General features: G+C 72.9%; 18 protein-coding genes. 4 read left to right on the top strand and 14 right to left on the bottom strand.

Annotated elements, in window-relative coordinates:
• Positions 1-126: 126 nt before the first annotated feature.
• Positions 127-2,193, top strand: a complete 2,067-nt coding sequence (locus tag AMK13_RS17380; protein WP_079272232.1) for a YbdK family carboxylate-amine ligase — start codon at positions 127-129, stop codon at positions 2,191-2,193.
• Between the two features lie 148 nt (positions 2,194-2,341).
• Here AMK13_RS17380 and AMK13_RS17385 read toward each other — a convergent pair whose 3' ends face one another.
• On the bottom strand, positions 2,342-2,575 hold the full coding sequence (locus AMK13_RS17385; RefSeq protein ID WP_074003010.1) for a DUF6296 family protein: 234 nt from the start codon (positions 2,573-2,575) through the stop codon (positions 2,342-2,344).
• 8 nt (positions 2,576-2,583) lie between these two features.
• Positions 2,584-2,769 carry a hypothetical protein gene (locus tag AMK13_RS42885; RefSeq protein WP_143204561.1) on the bottom strand — a complete coding sequence of 62 codons (186 nt, stop codon included), beginning with the start codon at positions 2,767-2,769 and terminating at the stop codon, positions 2,584-2,586.
• A 352-nt stretch (positions 2,770-3,121) separates the two neighbouring features.
• Between AMK13_RS42885 and AMK13_RS17390 the strand changes: the two genes are divergently transcribed.
• Positions 3,122-3,493 carry a low affinity iron permease family protein gene (locus AMK13_RS17390; RefSeq protein WP_074003011.1) on the top strand — a complete coding sequence of 124 codons (372 nt, stop codon included), beginning with the start codon at positions 3,122-3,124 and terminating at the stop codon, positions 3,491-3,493.
• Between the two features lie 14 nt (positions 3,494-3,507).
• Here the strand turns inward: AMK13_RS17390 and AMK13_RS17395 are convergent, their stop codons facing one another.
• The 9 genes from AMK13_RS17395 to AMK13_RS17435 all read right to left on the bottom strand — a co-directional run bounded on the left by AMK13_RS17395 (position 3,508) and on the right by AMK13_RS17435 (position 9,541).
• A complete protein-coding gene (locus AMK13_RS17395) occupies positions 3,508-5,316 on the bottom strand; it encodes a complex I subunit 5 family protein (protein WP_074003012.1) in 1,809 nt (602 codons plus the stop codon).
• Between the two features lie 2 nt (positions 5,317-5,318).
• Complete coding sequence (locus AMK13_RS17400) at positions 5,319-5,666, bottom strand: sodium:proton antiporter (protein ID WP_049649646.1); 348 nt, start codon at positions 5,664-5,666, stop codon at positions 5,319-5,321.
• Entirely contained in the window at positions 5,666-6,418 is a 753-nt protein-coding gene (locus AMK13_RS17405; protein WP_074003013.1) for an MnhB domain-containing protein, read from the bottom strand. The genes AMK13_RS17400 and AMK13_RS17405 overlap by 1 nt, the downstream gene beginning before the upstream one ends.
• Positions 6,415-6,705 (bottom strand): Na(+)/H(+) antiporter subunit B, encoded by a 291-nt coding sequence (locus AMK13_RS17410; RefSeq protein WP_049649644.1) that lies wholly within the window; start codon positions 6,703-6,705, stop codon positions 6,415-6,417. The genes AMK13_RS17405 and AMK13_RS17410 overlap by 4 nt, the downstream gene beginning before the upstream one ends.
• Positions 6,702-7,004, bottom strand: a complete 303-nt coding sequence (locus tag AMK13_RS17415; RefSeq protein WP_158077714.1) for a cation:proton antiporter — start codon at positions 7,002-7,004, stop codon at positions 6,702-6,704. The genes AMK13_RS17410 and AMK13_RS17415 overlap by 4 nt, the downstream gene beginning before the upstream one ends.
• Before the next feature lie 49 nt (positions 7,005-7,053).
• Complete coding sequence (locus AMK13_RS44920) at positions 7,054-7,344, bottom strand: monovalent cation/H+ antiporter complex subunit F (RefSeq protein ID WP_053111949.1); 291 nt, start codon at positions 7,342-7,344, stop codon at positions 7,054-7,056.
• On the bottom strand, positions 7,341-7,796 hold the full coding sequence (locus AMK13_RS17425; protein ID WP_074003015.1) for a hypothetical protein: 456 nt from the start codon (positions 7,794-7,796) through the stop codon (positions 7,341-7,343). The genes AMK13_RS44920 and AMK13_RS17425 overlap by 4 nt, the downstream gene beginning before the upstream one ends.
• Before the next feature lie 351 nt (positions 7,797-8,147).
• A complete protein-coding gene (locus AMK13_RS17430; RefSeq protein WP_049649641.1) occupies positions 8,148-8,471 on the bottom strand; it encodes a hypothetical protein in 324 nt (107 codons plus the stop codon).
• A 2-nt stretch (positions 8,472-8,473) separates the two neighbouring features.
• Complete coding sequence (locus AMK13_RS17435) at positions 8,474-9,541, bottom strand: SDR family oxidoreductase (protein WP_074003016.1); 1,068 nt, start codon at positions 9,539-9,541, stop codon at positions 8,474-8,476.
• A 125-nt stretch (positions 9,542-9,666) separates the two neighbouring features.
• Here AMK13_RS17435 and AMK13_RS17440 point away from each other — a divergent pair, with 125 nt between their 5' ends.
• Complete coding sequence (locus AMK13_RS17440) at positions 9,667-10,035, top strand: HAD family hydrolase (RefSeq protein ID WP_074003017.1); 369 nt, start codon at positions 9,667-9,669, stop codon at positions 10,033-10,035.
• Between the two features lie 10 nt (positions 10,036-10,045).
• Entirely contained in the window at positions 10,046-10,780 is a 735-nt protein-coding gene (locus AMK13_RS17445; protein ID WP_074003018.1) for a class I SAM-dependent methyltransferase, read from the top strand.
• 113 nt (positions 10,781-10,893) lie between these two features.
• Here the strand turns inward: AMK13_RS17445 and AMK13_RS17450 are convergent, their stop codons facing one another.
• From AMK13_RS17450 to AMK13_RS17460, 3 genes are all read right to left on the bottom strand, one after another.
• Entirely contained in the window at positions 10,894-11,700 is an 807-nt protein-coding gene (locus tag AMK13_RS17450; RefSeq protein ID WP_074003019.1) for a YhjD/YihY/BrkB family envelope integrity protein, read from the bottom strand.
• Between the two features lie 292 nt (positions 11,701-11,992).
• Positions 11,993-12,949 carry a TIGR03557 family F420-dependent LLM class oxidoreductase gene (locus AMK13_RS17455; protein ID WP_074003020.1) on the bottom strand — a complete coding sequence of 319 codons (957 nt, stop codon included), beginning with the start codon at positions 12,947-12,949 and terminating at the stop codon, positions 11,993-11,995.
• 217 nt (positions 12,950-13,166) lie between these two features.
• A complete protein-coding gene (locus tag AMK13_RS17460; RefSeq protein ID WP_079272236.1) occupies positions 13,167-15,338 on the bottom strand; it encodes a catalase in 2,172 nt (723 codons plus the stop codon).
• Between the last annotated feature and the right edge of the window lie 256 nt (positions 15,339-15,594).

The raw sequence follows: 15,594 nt of genomic DNA on the forward strand, positions 1-15,594 counted from the left end.
CCAGCCGCCCCGAGCGTTCGTCTTCGGGCCGGACCCCGGATCCGTGATGCCGACGTGGCCGGGAGAAGGGACTCTGGTCAGGTGGACGGCAGCGGCGCCCCGGGCGCGCGAGGAGCCCGGCAGCCCGTGGCAGGCACTGCGGGCCGTGGCCGGGGGCCGACGCCGACGGTGGGCCTGGAGGAGGAGCACTTCGTCGTGGACCCCGTGTCCCGGGCCGTGGTTCCCGCGGGCCCGCGGCTGGCCGCCCGCGCCGCGGGCGTGCTGGGGGACCTGGTGTCCGGTGAGTTCACGGACCTCCAGGTCGAGGTGCGGACACCGCCGTGCGCCACCATGCGCGAGCTGTCCGCCCAGCTGGCCCGGTTGCGCCGCGAGCTCGCCGCGTGCGCCGAGGCCGAGGGCCTGGCCGTGTGCCCCAGTGCGACGCCCGTGATCGGGGGCGGCGGCGTGGTGCCGGTGGGCCACCACCCCCGGTACCTGGACGGGGTGGAACTGTTCCGCAGCCTGATGGACGACTTCGCCGTCTGCGCCCTGCACGTCCACGTCTGCCTGCCCGACCGCGAGGTGGCGGCCCTGGTCGGCAACCATCTGCGCCCGTGGCTGCCGCTGCTGGTGGAGATGAGCGCCAACTCGCCCTTCCACGCCGGACGGGACACCCGGTACGCGAGCTGGCGCTCGGTGCTGCGGCTGCGCTTCCCCTCCCTCGGACCGCCACCGTGGGTCGAGTCCTTCGACGACTACCGGCGCGTCGCCGCCGCGATGGCGGAGGTCGGCGGGAGCTCCTTCGCCGACCTGCCGTTCTGGGACACCCGCCCGCACCCGCGCCTGCCGACGCTGGAAGTGCGGTGCATGGACGTTCCGGCCGAGTCCGCCGACTCGGTGGCCCTGGCGGCTGTCGTGCGCGGCCTGGTGGTGACCTCCGCCCGCCTGGCGGAGCGCGGCGACAAGGGACCGCAGCTTCGCGGTGAGCTGTTGCGCGGCTCGTACTGGTACGCGACCCGCGACGGCTGGCCGGGGCCGGGAGCGGACGCGCTGACCGGACGCGTCCTGCCCGCCCCGGAACGCGCACGGCGGCTCGTCGAGCACATCGGCCCCGCGCTGGAGGAGCTGGGGGACCTGGAGCGGGTCACCGCCTTCGTCGACCGGCTGGCCGCCCGGGGCAGCGGCGCCCACCGCCAGCGCGCCGCACACCGGGCCGGCGGCCTGCCAGCGGTCGTGGACGACCTCGCGACCTGCATGACCAGCCCGCAGGCCGTCCCGCCCCGGTCATCCGCACAGCGGTCACCCCAGGGGCGCGACCCCGACGGGTGTGCCAGCGTGGAGGAAGCCGGAGGGGCACGCGGCCCCATCTCCACGGACGCCCGCGACCACCCGGAGAAGCCGATGGACGACAGACCGGAGCAGCACGGACGCCCGCCGGAGCGCGGCGGGCGGGTGCGCCGTGACGGGTACGCCCGCCTGAACGCCGCCGACCTCGGCATCGACACCGTGGCCCTGGCCGAGGACTTCACCCGGCTCGCCGACTCCTACCAGGACCTGCCGCCGGATCCGTACGCCCGTGAGACCCACCGCTTCCGCCGCTACTCGCACGCCGTCCACCTGCCCTGGACCGGCGAGCTCTCCTACATCCCGGGCACCCCCGACGAGGAGTTCGGCACCGTCACGGAGTACTGGCAGGACGAGCACAACCCCGAGTACCCCCGGGTGCGGCGCCGGCTGCCCGACATCCCGGAAGCCCTGCACCGCAACCGGCTGCTCGACGCCCTCGTCCATGCCGACCTGGACCGTGCCCTGTGGCTGGAGGACCTGCGCCGCGTCCCCGTCTACGTCGGCATCCACCTGATCTCGCTCGGCATCCACGACCAGGACCAGGAGGCGGTGTCCTCACCGAACTGCCTGCATCAGGACGGCGGTTCACCGGCCACCTTCACCTTCGCCCACCTGATCGGCCGCCGGAACGTGAAGGGCGGCGAGAACGTCATCGCCACCCCGGAGAGCGCCGGCCGACAACCCGACGCGCTGCCCCCGGAAGCGATCCACGACCGCTTCGTGCTGACCGAGCCGCTGGACGGCTACGGCGTCCACGACCGACGCGTCAGCCACTACGTCGGCCCGGTCCGCCTCGGCGACGACGGGAACGAAGGGCGCCGCGACATCCTCATCATCGGGATCGCCCCCTACGCCCCGGGGCTTTGACCGGGGGATCCAATGCCTGAATTTCCCTGCGGCGCTTCCTTCCGGAGCGTCGGGACGCGGTCCGGAAGCGCTACGGCTGTTTCCCGGACGACGACGTGTACGACTACGAACCGGAGATGCCGATCACACCTGGCCGGCAATGCTGCGCTCAGGGGAGCGGGGTGGCGCGCAAGCAGGTGTGCTGGCCCGGCCCTGTGGCGACGTCCAGGGGCCTGGCCACACCGGCTTGGATCTCCACCCGGAAGGTTCCGGTGTCGTCGGCGTAGATCGGGATACCGTCGGGCGTCCTGTCACTGGTGGCGTGGACAACGACGATCTCGGGCGGACGGTGCGCGCCTGGTGGGCCCGGCAGGGTGATCGCGTAGCGCTCGGGGGTGTCCATGGCGGGCCTCATTCTGCAGGGGGCACCGGCGTCGGTGAGGGGGCGCGGACGGTGTCGCGGACGGTGAAGACCTCGTCTGCGCCGGTGATCTGCCGCAGGCGCCGGGTCTGGGGGAACGGAGAGGCCGACACCAGGGCGGTTGCGGCGGCGGCCGGTCCGGCGGACATCCTCAGCGGACGGTGATCGGGGGACATGATCGGCCTCCTCACGTGAGGGAAGCTGTCCGCTTGTGATCCTGCCCGGCCGATGAGCTCGGAATCCATCGGCCGGGGCCGCCGGAGTCGCCCGCTCGACCAGCTCGGCGACACCCTTGAGGATCACCGCGCCAGTCGCGGGTAACCCACCAACCCGCATGCCCGTTGCCCGGAGGCCTCCCCGCTCCGGCTGTCCGCAGGCAACGCCGTGGGCGACGGCGACGGGCTGATGGCGATCGCTGTCTGCGGAGGGCACCGTGTGGCGTGTTGCCGCGCCCGCGGCCCACCGGGGACGGTGTCGGTGGACAGTGGAGGCGGCTGTCTTTGCGCACCGGACGGAGAGGGCGTCGGCATGACGTTTCAGCATCCTGCTCGTAAGCATGGGAACGGTCGGCGCGGGCGGTTCGAGGAGTTCGCGGAACTGGCGTCGAACTTCACCAGCTCGCCGCTGTTCGCGGTGCTGTGTCTGTGCCTGGTGGGCGCGGTCGTCGCGGTGCACGTGGCCGGGCTGCCGATCGAATGGCAGCTTCTGGTGGGCGATGCGATGGGCGCGGTGACGCTGTTGCTGCTGGCGATGCTGAAGAACTCCGAGCGACGGGCCGAGCATGCCATCCAGCGCAAGCTGGATGCGATCGTCCGGGCGATGCTGGAGCAGCATGAAGGCAAGCGCGGTCAGGCCTACGAGGATCTGAAGGCAGCCATCGGGATGGAGGAGCGGCTGTAGGGACCGGGGAGGATTCAGGTCTGGGCGGCGATCGCGACGCACAGCACCGCGACGCCGAGGGCGAGCCAGGCGAGGTAGTCGCCGAGGTGTCCGGAATGCAGGCGGCGCAGCGCCCGTACGGCTCGGGCAGCCGCGTGCCGGTCGGCGGCGGGCCGGTGGAGGGCGGCCGTGGCCAGGGCGAGGGCGACGGCTGCGGACAGCAGGCCCAGCAGCATCCCGGTCACGGTCCAGTCCGCGGCCGGCACGGGTCCGGGCGGCGTGTTGGCGTGGGTGAGGACGACGGCGCTGTAGCCGTCGGGGTCGGTGAAGACGGCCGCGCCACGGGCGAGGGCAGCGGGGATGGCGGGTAGGGAACCGACGAGGACGGCGAGGCCGATCAGACCGGCCGGGACGATCGTCATGGTTTGCGGCAAAGCGCGCTGCGGGGAGCGGATTTCGGGTTCCTCGCCCTCGCCGGTGGTCTCGTCCTCGTCCGGTCGGCTGTGTGGGGCCGGGCCGATGCCGAAGAAGATCCGCAGGGCCGCGCGGAGAGCGGCCGCGCCGGTGGCGGCGGAGGCCGCGACGAACACGGCGGGCAGCCACGGCTGCCAGTGGCCGGCGGCCTCCTCGCTCAGGGCTTTGCCAAGGCCGGTACCGAACGGCGGCATGCCGGCCAGGGCCAGGGCGCCGGCCACGAACAGCACCCCGACGGTGCGCAGGTCGCGTGCCTTGCCGTGCAGGCCGTGTTCATCGACGCTCCCGTAGCGGTCCAGCAGTACACCGGTGAGGGCGAACAGCGCGGCCTTCACCAGGCCGTGCGCGGCGACGTACACCGCGGTGCCGGTGGCGCCGTCGGGGGTGAGCAGGGCGACGGCGATGAGGAACAGGCCGACGTGGCTGATGGTGGAGAACGCGAGCAGGCGCTTGAGGTGGCGCTGCTGCCAGCACATCAGGGCGCCGAGGAGTGCGGTCAGCACACCGATCGCGGTGAAGGTGGTGCGGAAGGCCTGGGGGTGGATGCCGCCCGGGCCGGCGAAGACGGTCCAGTAGACGCGGGCGATGCCGTAGACGCCGAGTTCGACCATGGCGCCGGACATCAGCATGCACACCGGGGTGGGCGCCACCGCGTGCGCGTCGGGCAGCCAGAAGTGGAACGGCACGGCGGCGGCCTTGACCAGCAGGGCGGTGGCGATCAGGGCGAACGCGGCCACGGTCAGCACGTCGGTGTGGTGGCCGGCGAGCTGCCGGCCGAGGCGGGCGAGGTTGAGTTCGCCGGTGCGGGCGTAGAGGAGGCCGATGCCGAGCAGGGAGCAGTAGGCGGCGAAGGAGGTGACGATGCCGAAGGTGAGTGCCCCCTGGAGCGGGCGGGGGTCCTCGATGCGGTAGCCGGTCAGGGCGTAGGCGGCGGCTCCCATGAGTTCGAAGAAGACGAAGGCGTTGAACAGGTCGCCGGTGAGCGCGAAGCCGGCCATGCCGGCTTCGAACAGCAGGATCAGGGCGGGGAAGGCGCCGGCGTGCTCGCCGGTGGGTTCGTCGAAGTACCGCCAGGCGTAGACGACGACCGCGAGGACCAGGACGGCGACGAGCAGCGCGAGTCCGGCGCCGATGGGGTCGGCGGCGAGCACGATGCCGAGGCGGGCGGGCCAGCCGCCCAGGTCGGCGGTGACGAGGCGCCCGACGGTGCGCGCCCAGAGCAGGGCGAGGCACGCTGCCTCGGCACCGGCGCAGGTGGTGGCCAGGATGTCGCAACCGGTCCGGGGGAGTCTGCGGCCGGCGACGGCGAGCAGTGCGGCGCCGAGCAGGGGAATGGCCACCGCGAGCGGCAGCAGGGCTGCTTCGGTCACGGTCAGCCCTTGAGGCCGGTGAGGGCCTGCGGGTCGACGGTGTGGTGCCGTTTGCGCAACTGGATGGTGAGGGCGAGCAACAGCGCGGTGACGGTCGCGCCGACCACGACGTCGGTCAGGGCAAGGGCCTGCACGACGGGGTCGACGACGGGGCGGGTTCCGGGGGTGAGGTCGGAGTAGACGGGGGCGGTCGCGCCGCGGCGGTAGCCGACGGCGAGGAGCAGGAGGTAGGTGGAGGACTGGGCGACGGCCAGGCAGCCGATGGCGTGGATGAGGTTGCGACTGGTGACCAGGCCGTACAGGGCGATGAGCAGGACCCATCCGGCGGCCAGGAAGACCCACGTTCCCATCAAGTGTCTCCGTCTCTCTGGTGGTCGGGTTCGGTGAGTTCGACGGCCTGGTCGAGGAAGTGTGCGAGCAGGGCGATCAGGCCGCAGGCGACCTCGACGCCGACCACGGCGTTGAGGACCGGGACGGTGCCGCCGGAGGTGATGGTGTTGAAGGTGCCCAGCGGCAGCACGTTCTTGAGGAACGCGCCGCCTGCGATCAGGCCGGCCAGGCCGACGAGGCTGTAGGAGGCGGCGGCGAGCGAGTCCGCGACGTCGAGGGCGGCGAGCGGGCGCAGTTGCTTCAGGGCCCGGTAGTCCGCGGCCACGTAGGCCAGGTGCAGAGCGGTGGCGAGGACGACGCCGCCCTGGAAGCCGCCGCCGGGGCTCAACTGGCCGTGCGCGACGATGTAGACGCCCACGACCAGGGTGACCGGTAACAGCAGTGCGCCGAAGAGGCGGGTCGTGGGCATGACCCGCTCGGCTTCGGCGCGGCGGTGGCGTTCGTCGCGGGCCCGGCGCAGCAGCAGGGTCGCCCCGAGCACGGTGCCGAAGAGGATGGACTCCTCGCCGAGGGTGTCGAAGGCGCGGATGTCGAAGTTGACGGCGGAGACGACGTTGGCGGTGCGCCGGTCCAGCGCCGCCGCCACCGCCTGGTCCCCATAGGGGTGGCTGTCCGTGCCGAACGGCGGGAGGTGAGTGCACGCGGCCGTGAAGAACGCGGCGATGACGGCGGCCGCTGCCAGGAACATCGTCAGCCGGGCGCGGGCCGTCACTTCCGTTCCCGCCCGTTGTCGCCGGCGCTGGCCCGGTCGTCGGTGCGGGTGGGTCGGCGGGTGACCTTGCGTACGGTCAGCAGGATCAGCAACGGGGTCAGCGCGGTGCCCACGGCGAGCTGGGAGAGCGCCACGTCGGGCGCCTGCAGCACCGCGAACAGCATCGCCAGGCCCAGACCGAGCACGGAGAGGACGACCGCCTGGCGGGCCGGGTCGCGGGTGAGGACCGCCGTGGTGGCGGCGAGGACGACGAAGGCGACGACGAATCCGATCAGCCATGCGTTCACGGCCTGCTCACCGCTTCGGCCTCGGCTTGGCGGGTGGCACGACCGACGGCGATCGTGGTGACCGTCCCGCCGACGGCGAAGACCAGGCCGATGAACAGCGTCTTGGCCGCCCCCCGGCCCGGTCCCTGGTCGACTGCCACGGCCGCGGCGATCAGCGGCACACCGGCCACCGAGGCCGGGGCCAGGGCGTGCAGGCGCGCCAGCGCTCCGCGCAGCCGCAGCACCGCGGCCGCGGACAGCAGCACGCACCCCACGCCGGCCCACAGCAGCACGAGCACGATCACATGGCGTGGCGTCAATCCGAACTCCCTCCCCCACCCCCGGTCTGGCCGGCCGGGCGGGGTCTCGTCAGTTCTCGGGCGTGGAACCGTACGGGTGGGCGTCGTGGCGGCGGCCGGCGACGAAGCGGGCGAAGACAAGGGTGCCGGCGGGGGCCAGGACGGCCAGCATCAGCGCGAGGTCCTGATAGGAGGACCGGTCGTACGCCATCGGGAGCAGCAGGAACACCGCGCCGGCCACGGTCGACAGCATCGACGCCCCGAGCAGTCGGCGCACCGCGGTGCCGCGCGCCGCGACCCACAGGCACGTCGGCGCGGGAATCGCCAGCAGGACCAGGGCCGCCGCTGTCCAGGCGTTCACCGCGCGCCGTCCGTGCGGGCCACGGCCTCCTCGACCGGTCCCGGGGTCGGGCGCAGAGCGTGCACGACGACCTCGTCGTCGCGGGGCACGTCGATCACGCAGGTGTCCGGGGAGGCGGCGAGCAGCGTGCCGGCCCACCCGGCTCCCGCTCCGGGGCGCAGCCGGATGCGCCGTACCCTCCCGTCTCCGTGACCGGGGGCCATCGCGGCCGTCAGCACGGCCAGACCGCGCACGACCGAGCCCGGCAGCGCGAGGAGCGCACGCACCGCGCCACGCCCTCCTCCGACGCGGACGTGTGCGGCCAGACGCATCCTGCGGGCCGCGACCGCCCCGCCCGACGCGGCGAGAACGGCGACCAGCAGCTCGACGGGCGAGACGGAGCTGATGAACACCACCGTCAGCCCCGTCAGGGCAGCACCCCACACCACGATCTCCACCAGCCGGGTGAGCACCTGACCTCCTGTAGTCCTCCGGGTCGTTGTTCGGTTCCCGGCCACCTGGCGACTCCGCGGCGCAGGCGGTGCCTCCGCGCACGCCGTCCACCGCCCGGCCGTGTCATGGCCTCCGGGTCAGTCGGGAGGCTCCGACGGGCGGGGGTGCCCGGGCTCCGGAGGGGCAGGCTCCGCGGGCTCGCCCGGGCCGGGCGGGGCCGGCGGCTCAGGGGGCGGTTCGGGCGTTCCGGGAGGCGCGGGCGGATCCGGCGGCACCGGTGGCTCCACCGGCTCCGGCGGGCTGGGCGACGGCGGAACCGGGGTGACATCGGGGTCGGGCGGCACGGGAACAGTACCCACGGTGACCAGCTCCTATCGGCCCAGGGCGTGTTCGAGTTCCTTCTTGTTCATCTTCGAGCGCCCGTGGATGTTGCGCTGCCTCGCCTCGTTGTAGAGCTGCTCCTTCGTCGGCCCCTGGGCGCCGCTGTGCGACCGCAGCCCACCGCGACGGGAGGAGGACATGTCCTTCAGCGAGCTGCGGCTGGCGGTCTTCGACTCCCCGTGCCGGGCCCGCTCCTTGTTCACGGTGCGGGCGGCGATCTCCTCGGCGCGCTTCTCGCTCTCACCACGCTCCAGCGCACTGTCCTTGATGTGCTCGTACTGCCGCTCCCGTTTGGGACTCGATCCGCGAGGCATGGTCACACACTCCTGTCCGATGACTGCGGGGTGCGTGTTCCCCGCATCCGTGAGGGGAACCCGCTACCAGCACCGGGCAAACCGGCTTGCACCCGTCCAGCCGCGCGCCCCAGCGCGTCGGCGAGGCCGCCGAGGGCGTGCGCCACCTGCTGCTGGCGGCTGCGATCCCGGGCCCGGCCGTCGAACCGGCCGTGCGCCCCGAAGTCCCGCCGGGCATCCACCGGCTCGAACAGGTTGTCCGGGTCCGTGGCGCGGCGCCGACGGTCCTCCTGCTGGGAGTCGAAGCCCGTGCGGGCCAGGTAGCGGTCCAGCAGCCCGGGCACGACGGCGTTCGCCACCAGGGTCGCCACCGTACTGCCGCCCACCCAGTACTCCCTCCGCCCGGGGTGGTCGGCGGCGAACAGCACCGCGCGGGCAGCGACCTCGGGCTGGTAGATCGGCGGAACCGGCTGCGCCCGACGGGGCAGGCGGGACCGGACCCAGTCGAACTGCGGGGTGTTGACGGCCGGCATCTGCACCATCGTGGTCCGCACCCGAGTACCGGAAGCGAGCAGCTCGCAGCGCAGCGCCTCGTTGAAGCCCTGGATGGCGTGCTTGGCGCCGCTGTAGGCGCTCTGCAGCGGAATGCCGCGGTAGGCGATCGCCGAGCCGACCTGCACGATCACCCCGGCATCGCGGGGCAGCATCCGGGCCAGGGCGGCCCGGGTGGCGTAGACGTAGCCGAGGTACGTAACCTCGGTGACGCGCCGGAACTCCTCCGGGGAGACCTCGGTGAACGGGGCGAAGACGGAGGCGAACGCGTCGTTGACCCACACGTCGACCGGCCCGAGTTCTTCCTCGGCCCGTTCGGCGGCGGCCTCCACCGCGTGTGCGTCGGCGACGTCGGCCTCGATGGCGATGACCTTGGCAGCGCCGGCCCGCTCGGCCTCGCGCACCGCCGCTTCGAGGCCGGCCCGGCCGCGGGCGATCAGCGCGAGCCGGTCTCCGCGGGCGGCGAACGCCTCGGCGGTCGCGCGGCCGATGCCACCGCTGGCCCCGGTGATGACGATGGTCCGGCAGGCAGTTTCCATACTGCTTCGGGTTTCCGGGAAACAGCGGGGCAAACGGCCCGGCGCCGCGCCGCGTGCGTGGCCGGTCGTCGGGCCGTAGCGTCGACAGGGTGGACATGCCGGGGGCGTGAGTGAGGGAGGCTTCGATGCCGGCCGCAGCGCTGTTCGATGTCGACGGCACACTTCTCGACACCAGCTACTGGCACACCGTCGCCTGGACCGAGGCGCTCGCCCGGTTCGGCCGCACACCGGCGATGGCCCGCGTCCACACTGCTCTGGTCACGTCCGGCGCCAGGCCGGGCGAGGCGCTGTTCGTCGGTGACACCTCATGGGACGTCCAAGCCGCCGCCGGGGCCCAGGTCACCTGCGCGGCGGTGCTCTCCGGCGGCTTCGGCGAGCGGGCCCTGCGCTCGGCGGGAGCCCTTGAGGTCCACACCGATGTCGGCGAACTCCTTGCCCGCCTTGATTCCAGCGCCCTCGCGGACCCGACGCACTTCCAGCCCGTACGCGGCTGAGCGCGCGGCCGTGGACGACTCCCCCGACGGCGGGTACGCGGTCTCCGCGGAGTTCTACGATCTCCTGCAGGCCGAGACCGACCGCCGTCTGGCCGAGCGGCGCTTCACCGAGGCGGCCGAGCGAGCCCGCCGAGCGGTCCTGGACGTCGGAGCGGGCACCGGCATCGTCACCGAGGTCCTGCTGCACGCTTCCGGCGTGCCCGTCCACGCCGTCGAACCGGCCCCGGCCATGCGCGCCGCCCTGCTGTCGCGCCTGGCCCGCCTCGGGGCGGACCAACGCGCTCGCGTCACCGTGCACCCCGAGCCCCTCGCGGCAGCAGGCCTGACGGCCGTGGCGGACCTGGCCGTCGCCTCCAACGTGATCGCCTGTCTGGATCCCCCGACCAGGCGGGCCACCTGGAGGGCGATCTCCGCGGCCCTCCTACCGGGCGGCCTACTCCTGTTCGATCCGCCGCCCGCCGACCTGCCCGGCGGATGCGAGGCGGTGGGACGGATCGGTCCGGTGCGGGTGGGCCCTGACCTGTACAGCGCCGACGTCACCCGCCGGCCCCACCGCGGCGTCCTGCGTGTGGTCTTCACCTACCGCGTCGAACGCGAGCAGGAGCTCCTGCGCGAGGCCCGGGAGGCGTTCGACATGTGGCCTGCCCCGCCCGAGCGGCTCACCGAGGAACTCGAAGCCGCAGGACTGCACGTTGTGCAGGCCCCCGGATCCGACCTCGTGGCGGCCCGCCGCCCCGCTCTCTAGACCCGACCTCGCCCGCCTGCGGGCATCACGTTCCGGGTGCCACTGCTGCTGGACGGCCCCGGCTACCGGTGCCGCGCGCATCTCACGCGGCCTTGGTCCCGTGCCGCACCGGATCAGTCGTCCGCTTCGCCGGGTGGTGTTCCGCCTGGCGCCCCGCCAGCCGGCCCCTCACCGGTTTCCGGTATGCCGCGGCCCCCCTCACCACCGTCACCCGCGGCTGACCGGTCGCCGCCGGACAGCGCCCACCCCACGAGGCTTCCGCCGTACACGGTGAAGCCCACCCCGATCAGCCAGGACTGGACCACCAGGACTGCGCCGACCGTGCCGTAGGAAACGGCGTTGGAGACCAGCAGCGGGGCGAAGACCAGCCGGGAGAACAGCCGGAGGCCGGCCAGGGCGACCATCGTGGCCACCGCCCCGGGCACCAGCCCTCGCCGCGGGGCACGGGCCCCGAGCAGGAAGCGCGGAAGCCACCAGAACAGCAGCAGACCGCCCAGCACCGTGGCGAGGATCCGCAGGGTCGGTTGGACGGCGCTGTGCTGCCACGGCACGCCGCTCCAGGCCGCGAGGACGAGGTAGCCGGTCAGTCCGGCCAGCGCGACGACCTGGCGCCCCACCCGGTGCCACGGTCCTCGCGGCAGGCCCCAGATCCGCTCGTAGGCGCCCTGCATCGCACCCGTCAGCGAGACGCCGAAGAAGGCCAGCGCGGCGAGGCTGAACCCGGTGGTCGTGCTGAGGACCTGCCCGCGTGAACTGAACAGCGTCTCGACGGCCTGGCCGCCGCGCGGCGACAGCCCCAGGCCGTCGGTGATCCACTGGGCGATCCCGTTGCCGCGGGCAGGCGAAGCCGCCGCGATGACCATGAGCAACGGCACCAGGGTCACGAAGAACAGCGCGGCGAAGGCCAGCGAACGCTGCATCAGCTCGATCTCCCGCCCGCGCCCCCACGCCCGCCCGCACACAGAGCGCAACCGGTGCCAGGCCGTTCTCACAGGGCACGCCTCCGCACGCCGGTCAGGTGCCAGAACCCGGGGCATCCGACCGGCGCCGAACGCCCCGGCGCCGCGAAGTACCGTGCCGTGCCGCCGCAACCACCACTGCCTCTCGAGAGCGTCTGCGCCCGAAGGGGCCACCTGCCGGGGCCGGACCCTGTAGCGGGGCCTCTCCCGTAAGCGGACGCGGCGTCAGCGGCCATCGGTCGGACAGCCCGGGTCAGCGGTTCAGGGCGGGCAGGACCAGCTCACGGTAGGCGTCGAAGAAGACCTCCTGATCGGGGCCGATCTGTCCGACGTAGACCTCGTCGAACCCGGCGCGCGCAAATGCGCGCGCGGTCTCCACGTGCTGCTCCACGTCGTCGCCGCAGGTGACCGCGTCGGCGACCATGTCGCGGGTGACGAGCCGACTTGCCTGTTCGAAGTGCGCCGGGGTGGGCAGGAGCTGGGCGAGCTCGCCGGGCAGCAGTTCGGTCGGCCACAGCCGGTGCACCACGTCCACGGCCGCTTCCCGGTTGCTGCTCCAGCACACCTTCACGCCGCCCACCACCTTCTTGCCCTGGCCCCCGGCCTCGCGGAACGCGCCCACGAGGTCGGCGTCCGGGGTCATGGTGACGAACCCGTCCCCGATCCGGCCGGCCAGCTCGGCGGCCTTCGGCCCGAACGCCGAGACGTAGACCGGCAGCGGCTGGTCGGGGACGGTGTACAGGCGGGCGTTGTCGACGGTGTAGTGGCGGCCGCGGTGGCTGACCGGTTCCCCGGTGAACAACTCGCGCATCACCTCGACGGCCTCCTCCAGCATCTCGGCCCGTACCTCGAAGGACGGCCACGCATCGCCGTGAACGTGCTCGTTCAACGCCTCCCCCGTCCCGACACCGAGAGCGAAACGCCCACCCAGCAGAACGCTGGAGGTCGCGGCGGCCTGCGCGGTCACCGCCGGATGCAGCCGCACCGTCGGACAGGTCACCAGCGTGGTGACCGGCAGCGAGACGGCCTGCGACAGCGCCCCGATCACCGACCACACGAACGCGCTGTTGCCCTGCGCGTCGTTCCACGGATGGAAGTGATCGGAGACCGCCAACCGGGTGAACCCGGCCTGCTGCGCGCGACGGGCCTGGTCGATCAGCTCCGCGGGGGTGAACTCCTCACACGACAGGAAGTAGCCGTACTCGGTCAATCGGAATCCGCTCCTTCGTGAACGTCCTCCCCCGCCTCGGGCGGCGGCGGCCCCCGGGCACTGTCGCCACCACGCTAGGCCGAAGGTCCTTCGAGTGCTCCCTGACAGCACCACCAGGCCGACGGACTCGACCGCGAACGGGCCAAGCCGGCGAACGGGGCAGGGCCCACCGACCTCGTCCTCCTGGGCAGGTCGCGCGGGCGATTCGGGCTCGGGTTCAGCGCTGCGGGAACCGGTGCTGTTCGATCAGGTGGACGAAGTCCTCCCAGAACGAGGCGCCGGGCTGCCGGTCCGGGCCGCACAGGGCGACCCCGGCGAGCTGCTCCGCCTCGCGGGCCCCTGCGGCCCGCAGAAGCGCCGTGCCGGTGCCGAGCGCGGCCACCGGTTTGCCGTGCCGCAGTGCCTCGTTGACGAACCGGACGGCGTCCGGTTCCACGACGAGCGCGTCCTCTGCGCCGTCCGGGACGACCACGGCGTCGTACAGCACCGAGGCGGTGGTCGCCAACGCCCGGTCGACCTCCACGTCCTGGCCGTCGCTGCCGGCCACGCTCCCGCCGTACCGGGCCAGGGTCTCCACCGTGGCGCCCTCGGCCCGCAGGGCGGTGCGCGCCGCCCGCACCTGGGCGGCGTCCACGCCCTGCGCCACCAGGACGGCGACCTTGCGGGTACGGATGCCGTGGCCGTGCAGGTTCTCCAGGCTCAGCGCGGGCGAGACCCGCTCCCCCACTGCTCCGGCTTCGCGGTCGCCGGTGGGCCGGTCCGGTGCGGGCTCGGGCGCGGGCTCGGGTTCGCCGATGCGGCGGGCGACCTCCACAGCCAGTTCCTGGTCGACACGGGCCAGGTTGGCGACCATCCGGTGCCGCACGGCCTGGTCCCCGACCTTGCCGAGCTCGAAGGAGAACGCGGCGATGATGTGCTCCTGCTCCCAGCCGGCCATGCTGCGCCAGAACAGCGCGGCCTGGCCGTAGTGGTCGGCGAAGCTCGGACTGCGCCGGCGGATCGCCTGCCCGTCGACACGCTCCTGATAGTGCTCGAACACCCCCTCGGCAAGGCGCCCGCCGCCCAGGGTGGCCGGGCATCCGCCGCCGACCGAGTTCGGCGCGTAGCTCGTCCCGGAGTGGATCACCTGCTGGCCGTAGCCGTCACGCTGGTCGGTGCGCACCTCGGCGAGCGGACGGTTGACCGGCAGTTGGGAGAAGTTGGGGCCGCCCAGGCGGATCAACTGGGTGTCCAGGTAGGAGAAGTTGCGGCCCTGCAGCAGCGGGTCGTTGGTGAAGTCGATGCCGGGAACGACGTTGGCGGTGTGGAAGGCGACCTGCTCGGTCTCGGCGAAGAAGTTCTCCGGGTTCCGGTCGAGGACCATCCGGCCGACCGGCCGCACCGGCACGAGTTCCTCCGGCACCAGCTTCGTCGGGTCCAGCAGGTCGAACGGGAACGAGAGCTCGTCCTTCTCCGGGATCAGCTGGACGCCGAGCTCCCACTCCGGGAACTCGCCGGCCTCGATCGCCTCCCACAGGTCCCGGCGGTGGAAGTCGGGGTCGCGGCCGGCGGTGATCTGGGCCTCGTCCCAGACCTGGCACGCGACGCCGAGTTTTGGCTTCCAGTGGAACTTGACGAAGGTGGCGCGCCCGTCGGCGGTCACGAGGCGGAAGGTGTGCACGCCGAAGCCCTGCATCATCCGGAAGCTGCGCGGGATCGCCCGATCCGACATCGCCCACATCAGCATGTGGGTGGACTCGGACTGCAGCGAACAGAAGTCCCAGAACGTGTCGTGTGCGGTGCCGCCGGTGGGGATCTCGTTGTGCGGCTCCATCTTCACCGCGTGCACGAAGTCGGGGAACTTGATCGCGTCCTGGATGAAGAACACCGGCATGTTGTTGCCGACCAGGTCGTAATTGCCCTGCCGGGTGTAGAACTTGGTGGCGAAGCCGCGGACGTCGCGCACCGTGTCGGCGGAGCCGCGCGGCCCCTGGACGGTCGAGAAGCGGACGAACACCGGGGTCCGGCGGCCGGCCTCCTGGAGGAAGTCGGCGCAGGTGAACTCGGCCAGCGACTCGTACGGTTCGAAGAAACCGTACGCGCCGGCACCGCGGGCGTGCACCACCCGCTCGGGAATGCGCTCGTGGTCGAAGCGGGTGAGCTTCTCCCGCAGGTGGAAGTCCTCCAACAGCGTCGGGCCACGCTCGCCCACGGTCAGGGAGTTGTCGGTGTCGTCGACCCGAATCCCCTGATCGGTGGTGAGCGCACCGTCCGGCTCCGGGGCCCGGAAGGCGTCCAGCGCGATGTCCTTGGCATCGCGCTCGCCCCCCGAGGGAGGGCCTGGATGGGGAGCCTCCGTGACCGGGGGCGGCTGGGGGCGTCCTCCAGGCGGTCCGGGATTGGTGGTCATCTCAAAGCCCTCCGTCCTGAGGTCGGTGCGAGGCGGCTCACGGCCGCCCGCGCTGTGGGGCGCGGCTGCCCGCCGGACAACGGCTCAAACCTTCGCGCCCGGCTTGGAGCCTGGAGGCGCCGGGGCAGTCCTGCAGCCCGAAGCCGTACGCAAGCGAACACCGCCGCCATGCGCGCTCGCACAACCGCGGGGCAGTAGGCCAGGCAGGGCCGAGCGGGCGAGACCCCGCAGCGGTCGCTGCTGCTCCGACACGCGG

Source organism: Streptomyces sp. CB02056 (assembly GCF_001905545.1).
Classification (GTDB): Bacteria; Actinomycetota; Actinomycetes; order Streptomycetales; family Streptomycetaceae; genus Kitasatospora.

Excerpts from the sequence above, each read along its gene's own strand:
- AMK13_RS17385 (WP_074003010.1), bottom strand. The coding sequence starts at position 2,575 with ATGGACACCCCCGAGCGCTACGCGATCACCCTGCCGGGCCCACCAGGC.
- AMK13_RS42885 (WP_143204561.1), bottom strand. The coding sequence starts at position 2,769 with ATGTCCCCCGATCACCGTCCGCTGAGGATGTCCGCCGGACCGGCCGCC.
- AMK13_RS17390 (WP_074003011.1), top strand. The coding sequence starts at position 3,122 with ATGACGTTTCAGCATCCTGCTCGTAAGCATGGGAACGGTCGGCGCGGG.
- AMK13_RS17400 (WP_049649646.1), bottom strand. The coding sequence starts at position 5,666 with ATGGGAACGTGGGTCTTCCTGGCCGCCGGATGGGTCCTGCTCATCGCC.
- AMK13_RS17430 (WP_049649641.1), bottom strand. The coding sequence starts at position 8,471 with ATGCCTCGCGGATCGAGTCCCAAACGGGAGCGGCAGTACGAGCACATC.
- AMK13_RS17435 (WP_074003016.1), bottom strand. The coding sequence starts at position 9,541 with ATGGAAACTGCCTGCCGGACCATCGTCATCACCGGGGCCAGCGGTGGC.
- AMK13_RS17440 (WP_074003017.1), top strand. The coding sequence starts at position 9,667 with ATGCCGGCCGCAGCGCTGTTCGATGTCGACGGCACACTTCTCGACACC.
- AMK13_RS17450 (WP_074003019.1), bottom strand. The coding sequence starts at position 11,700 with ATGCAGCGTTCGCTGGCCTTCGCCGCGCTGTTCTTCGTGACCCTGGTG.
- AMK13_RS17460 (WP_079272236.1), bottom strand. The coding sequence starts at position 15,338 with ATGACCACCAATCCCGGACCGCCTGGAGGACGCCCCCAGCCGCCCCCG.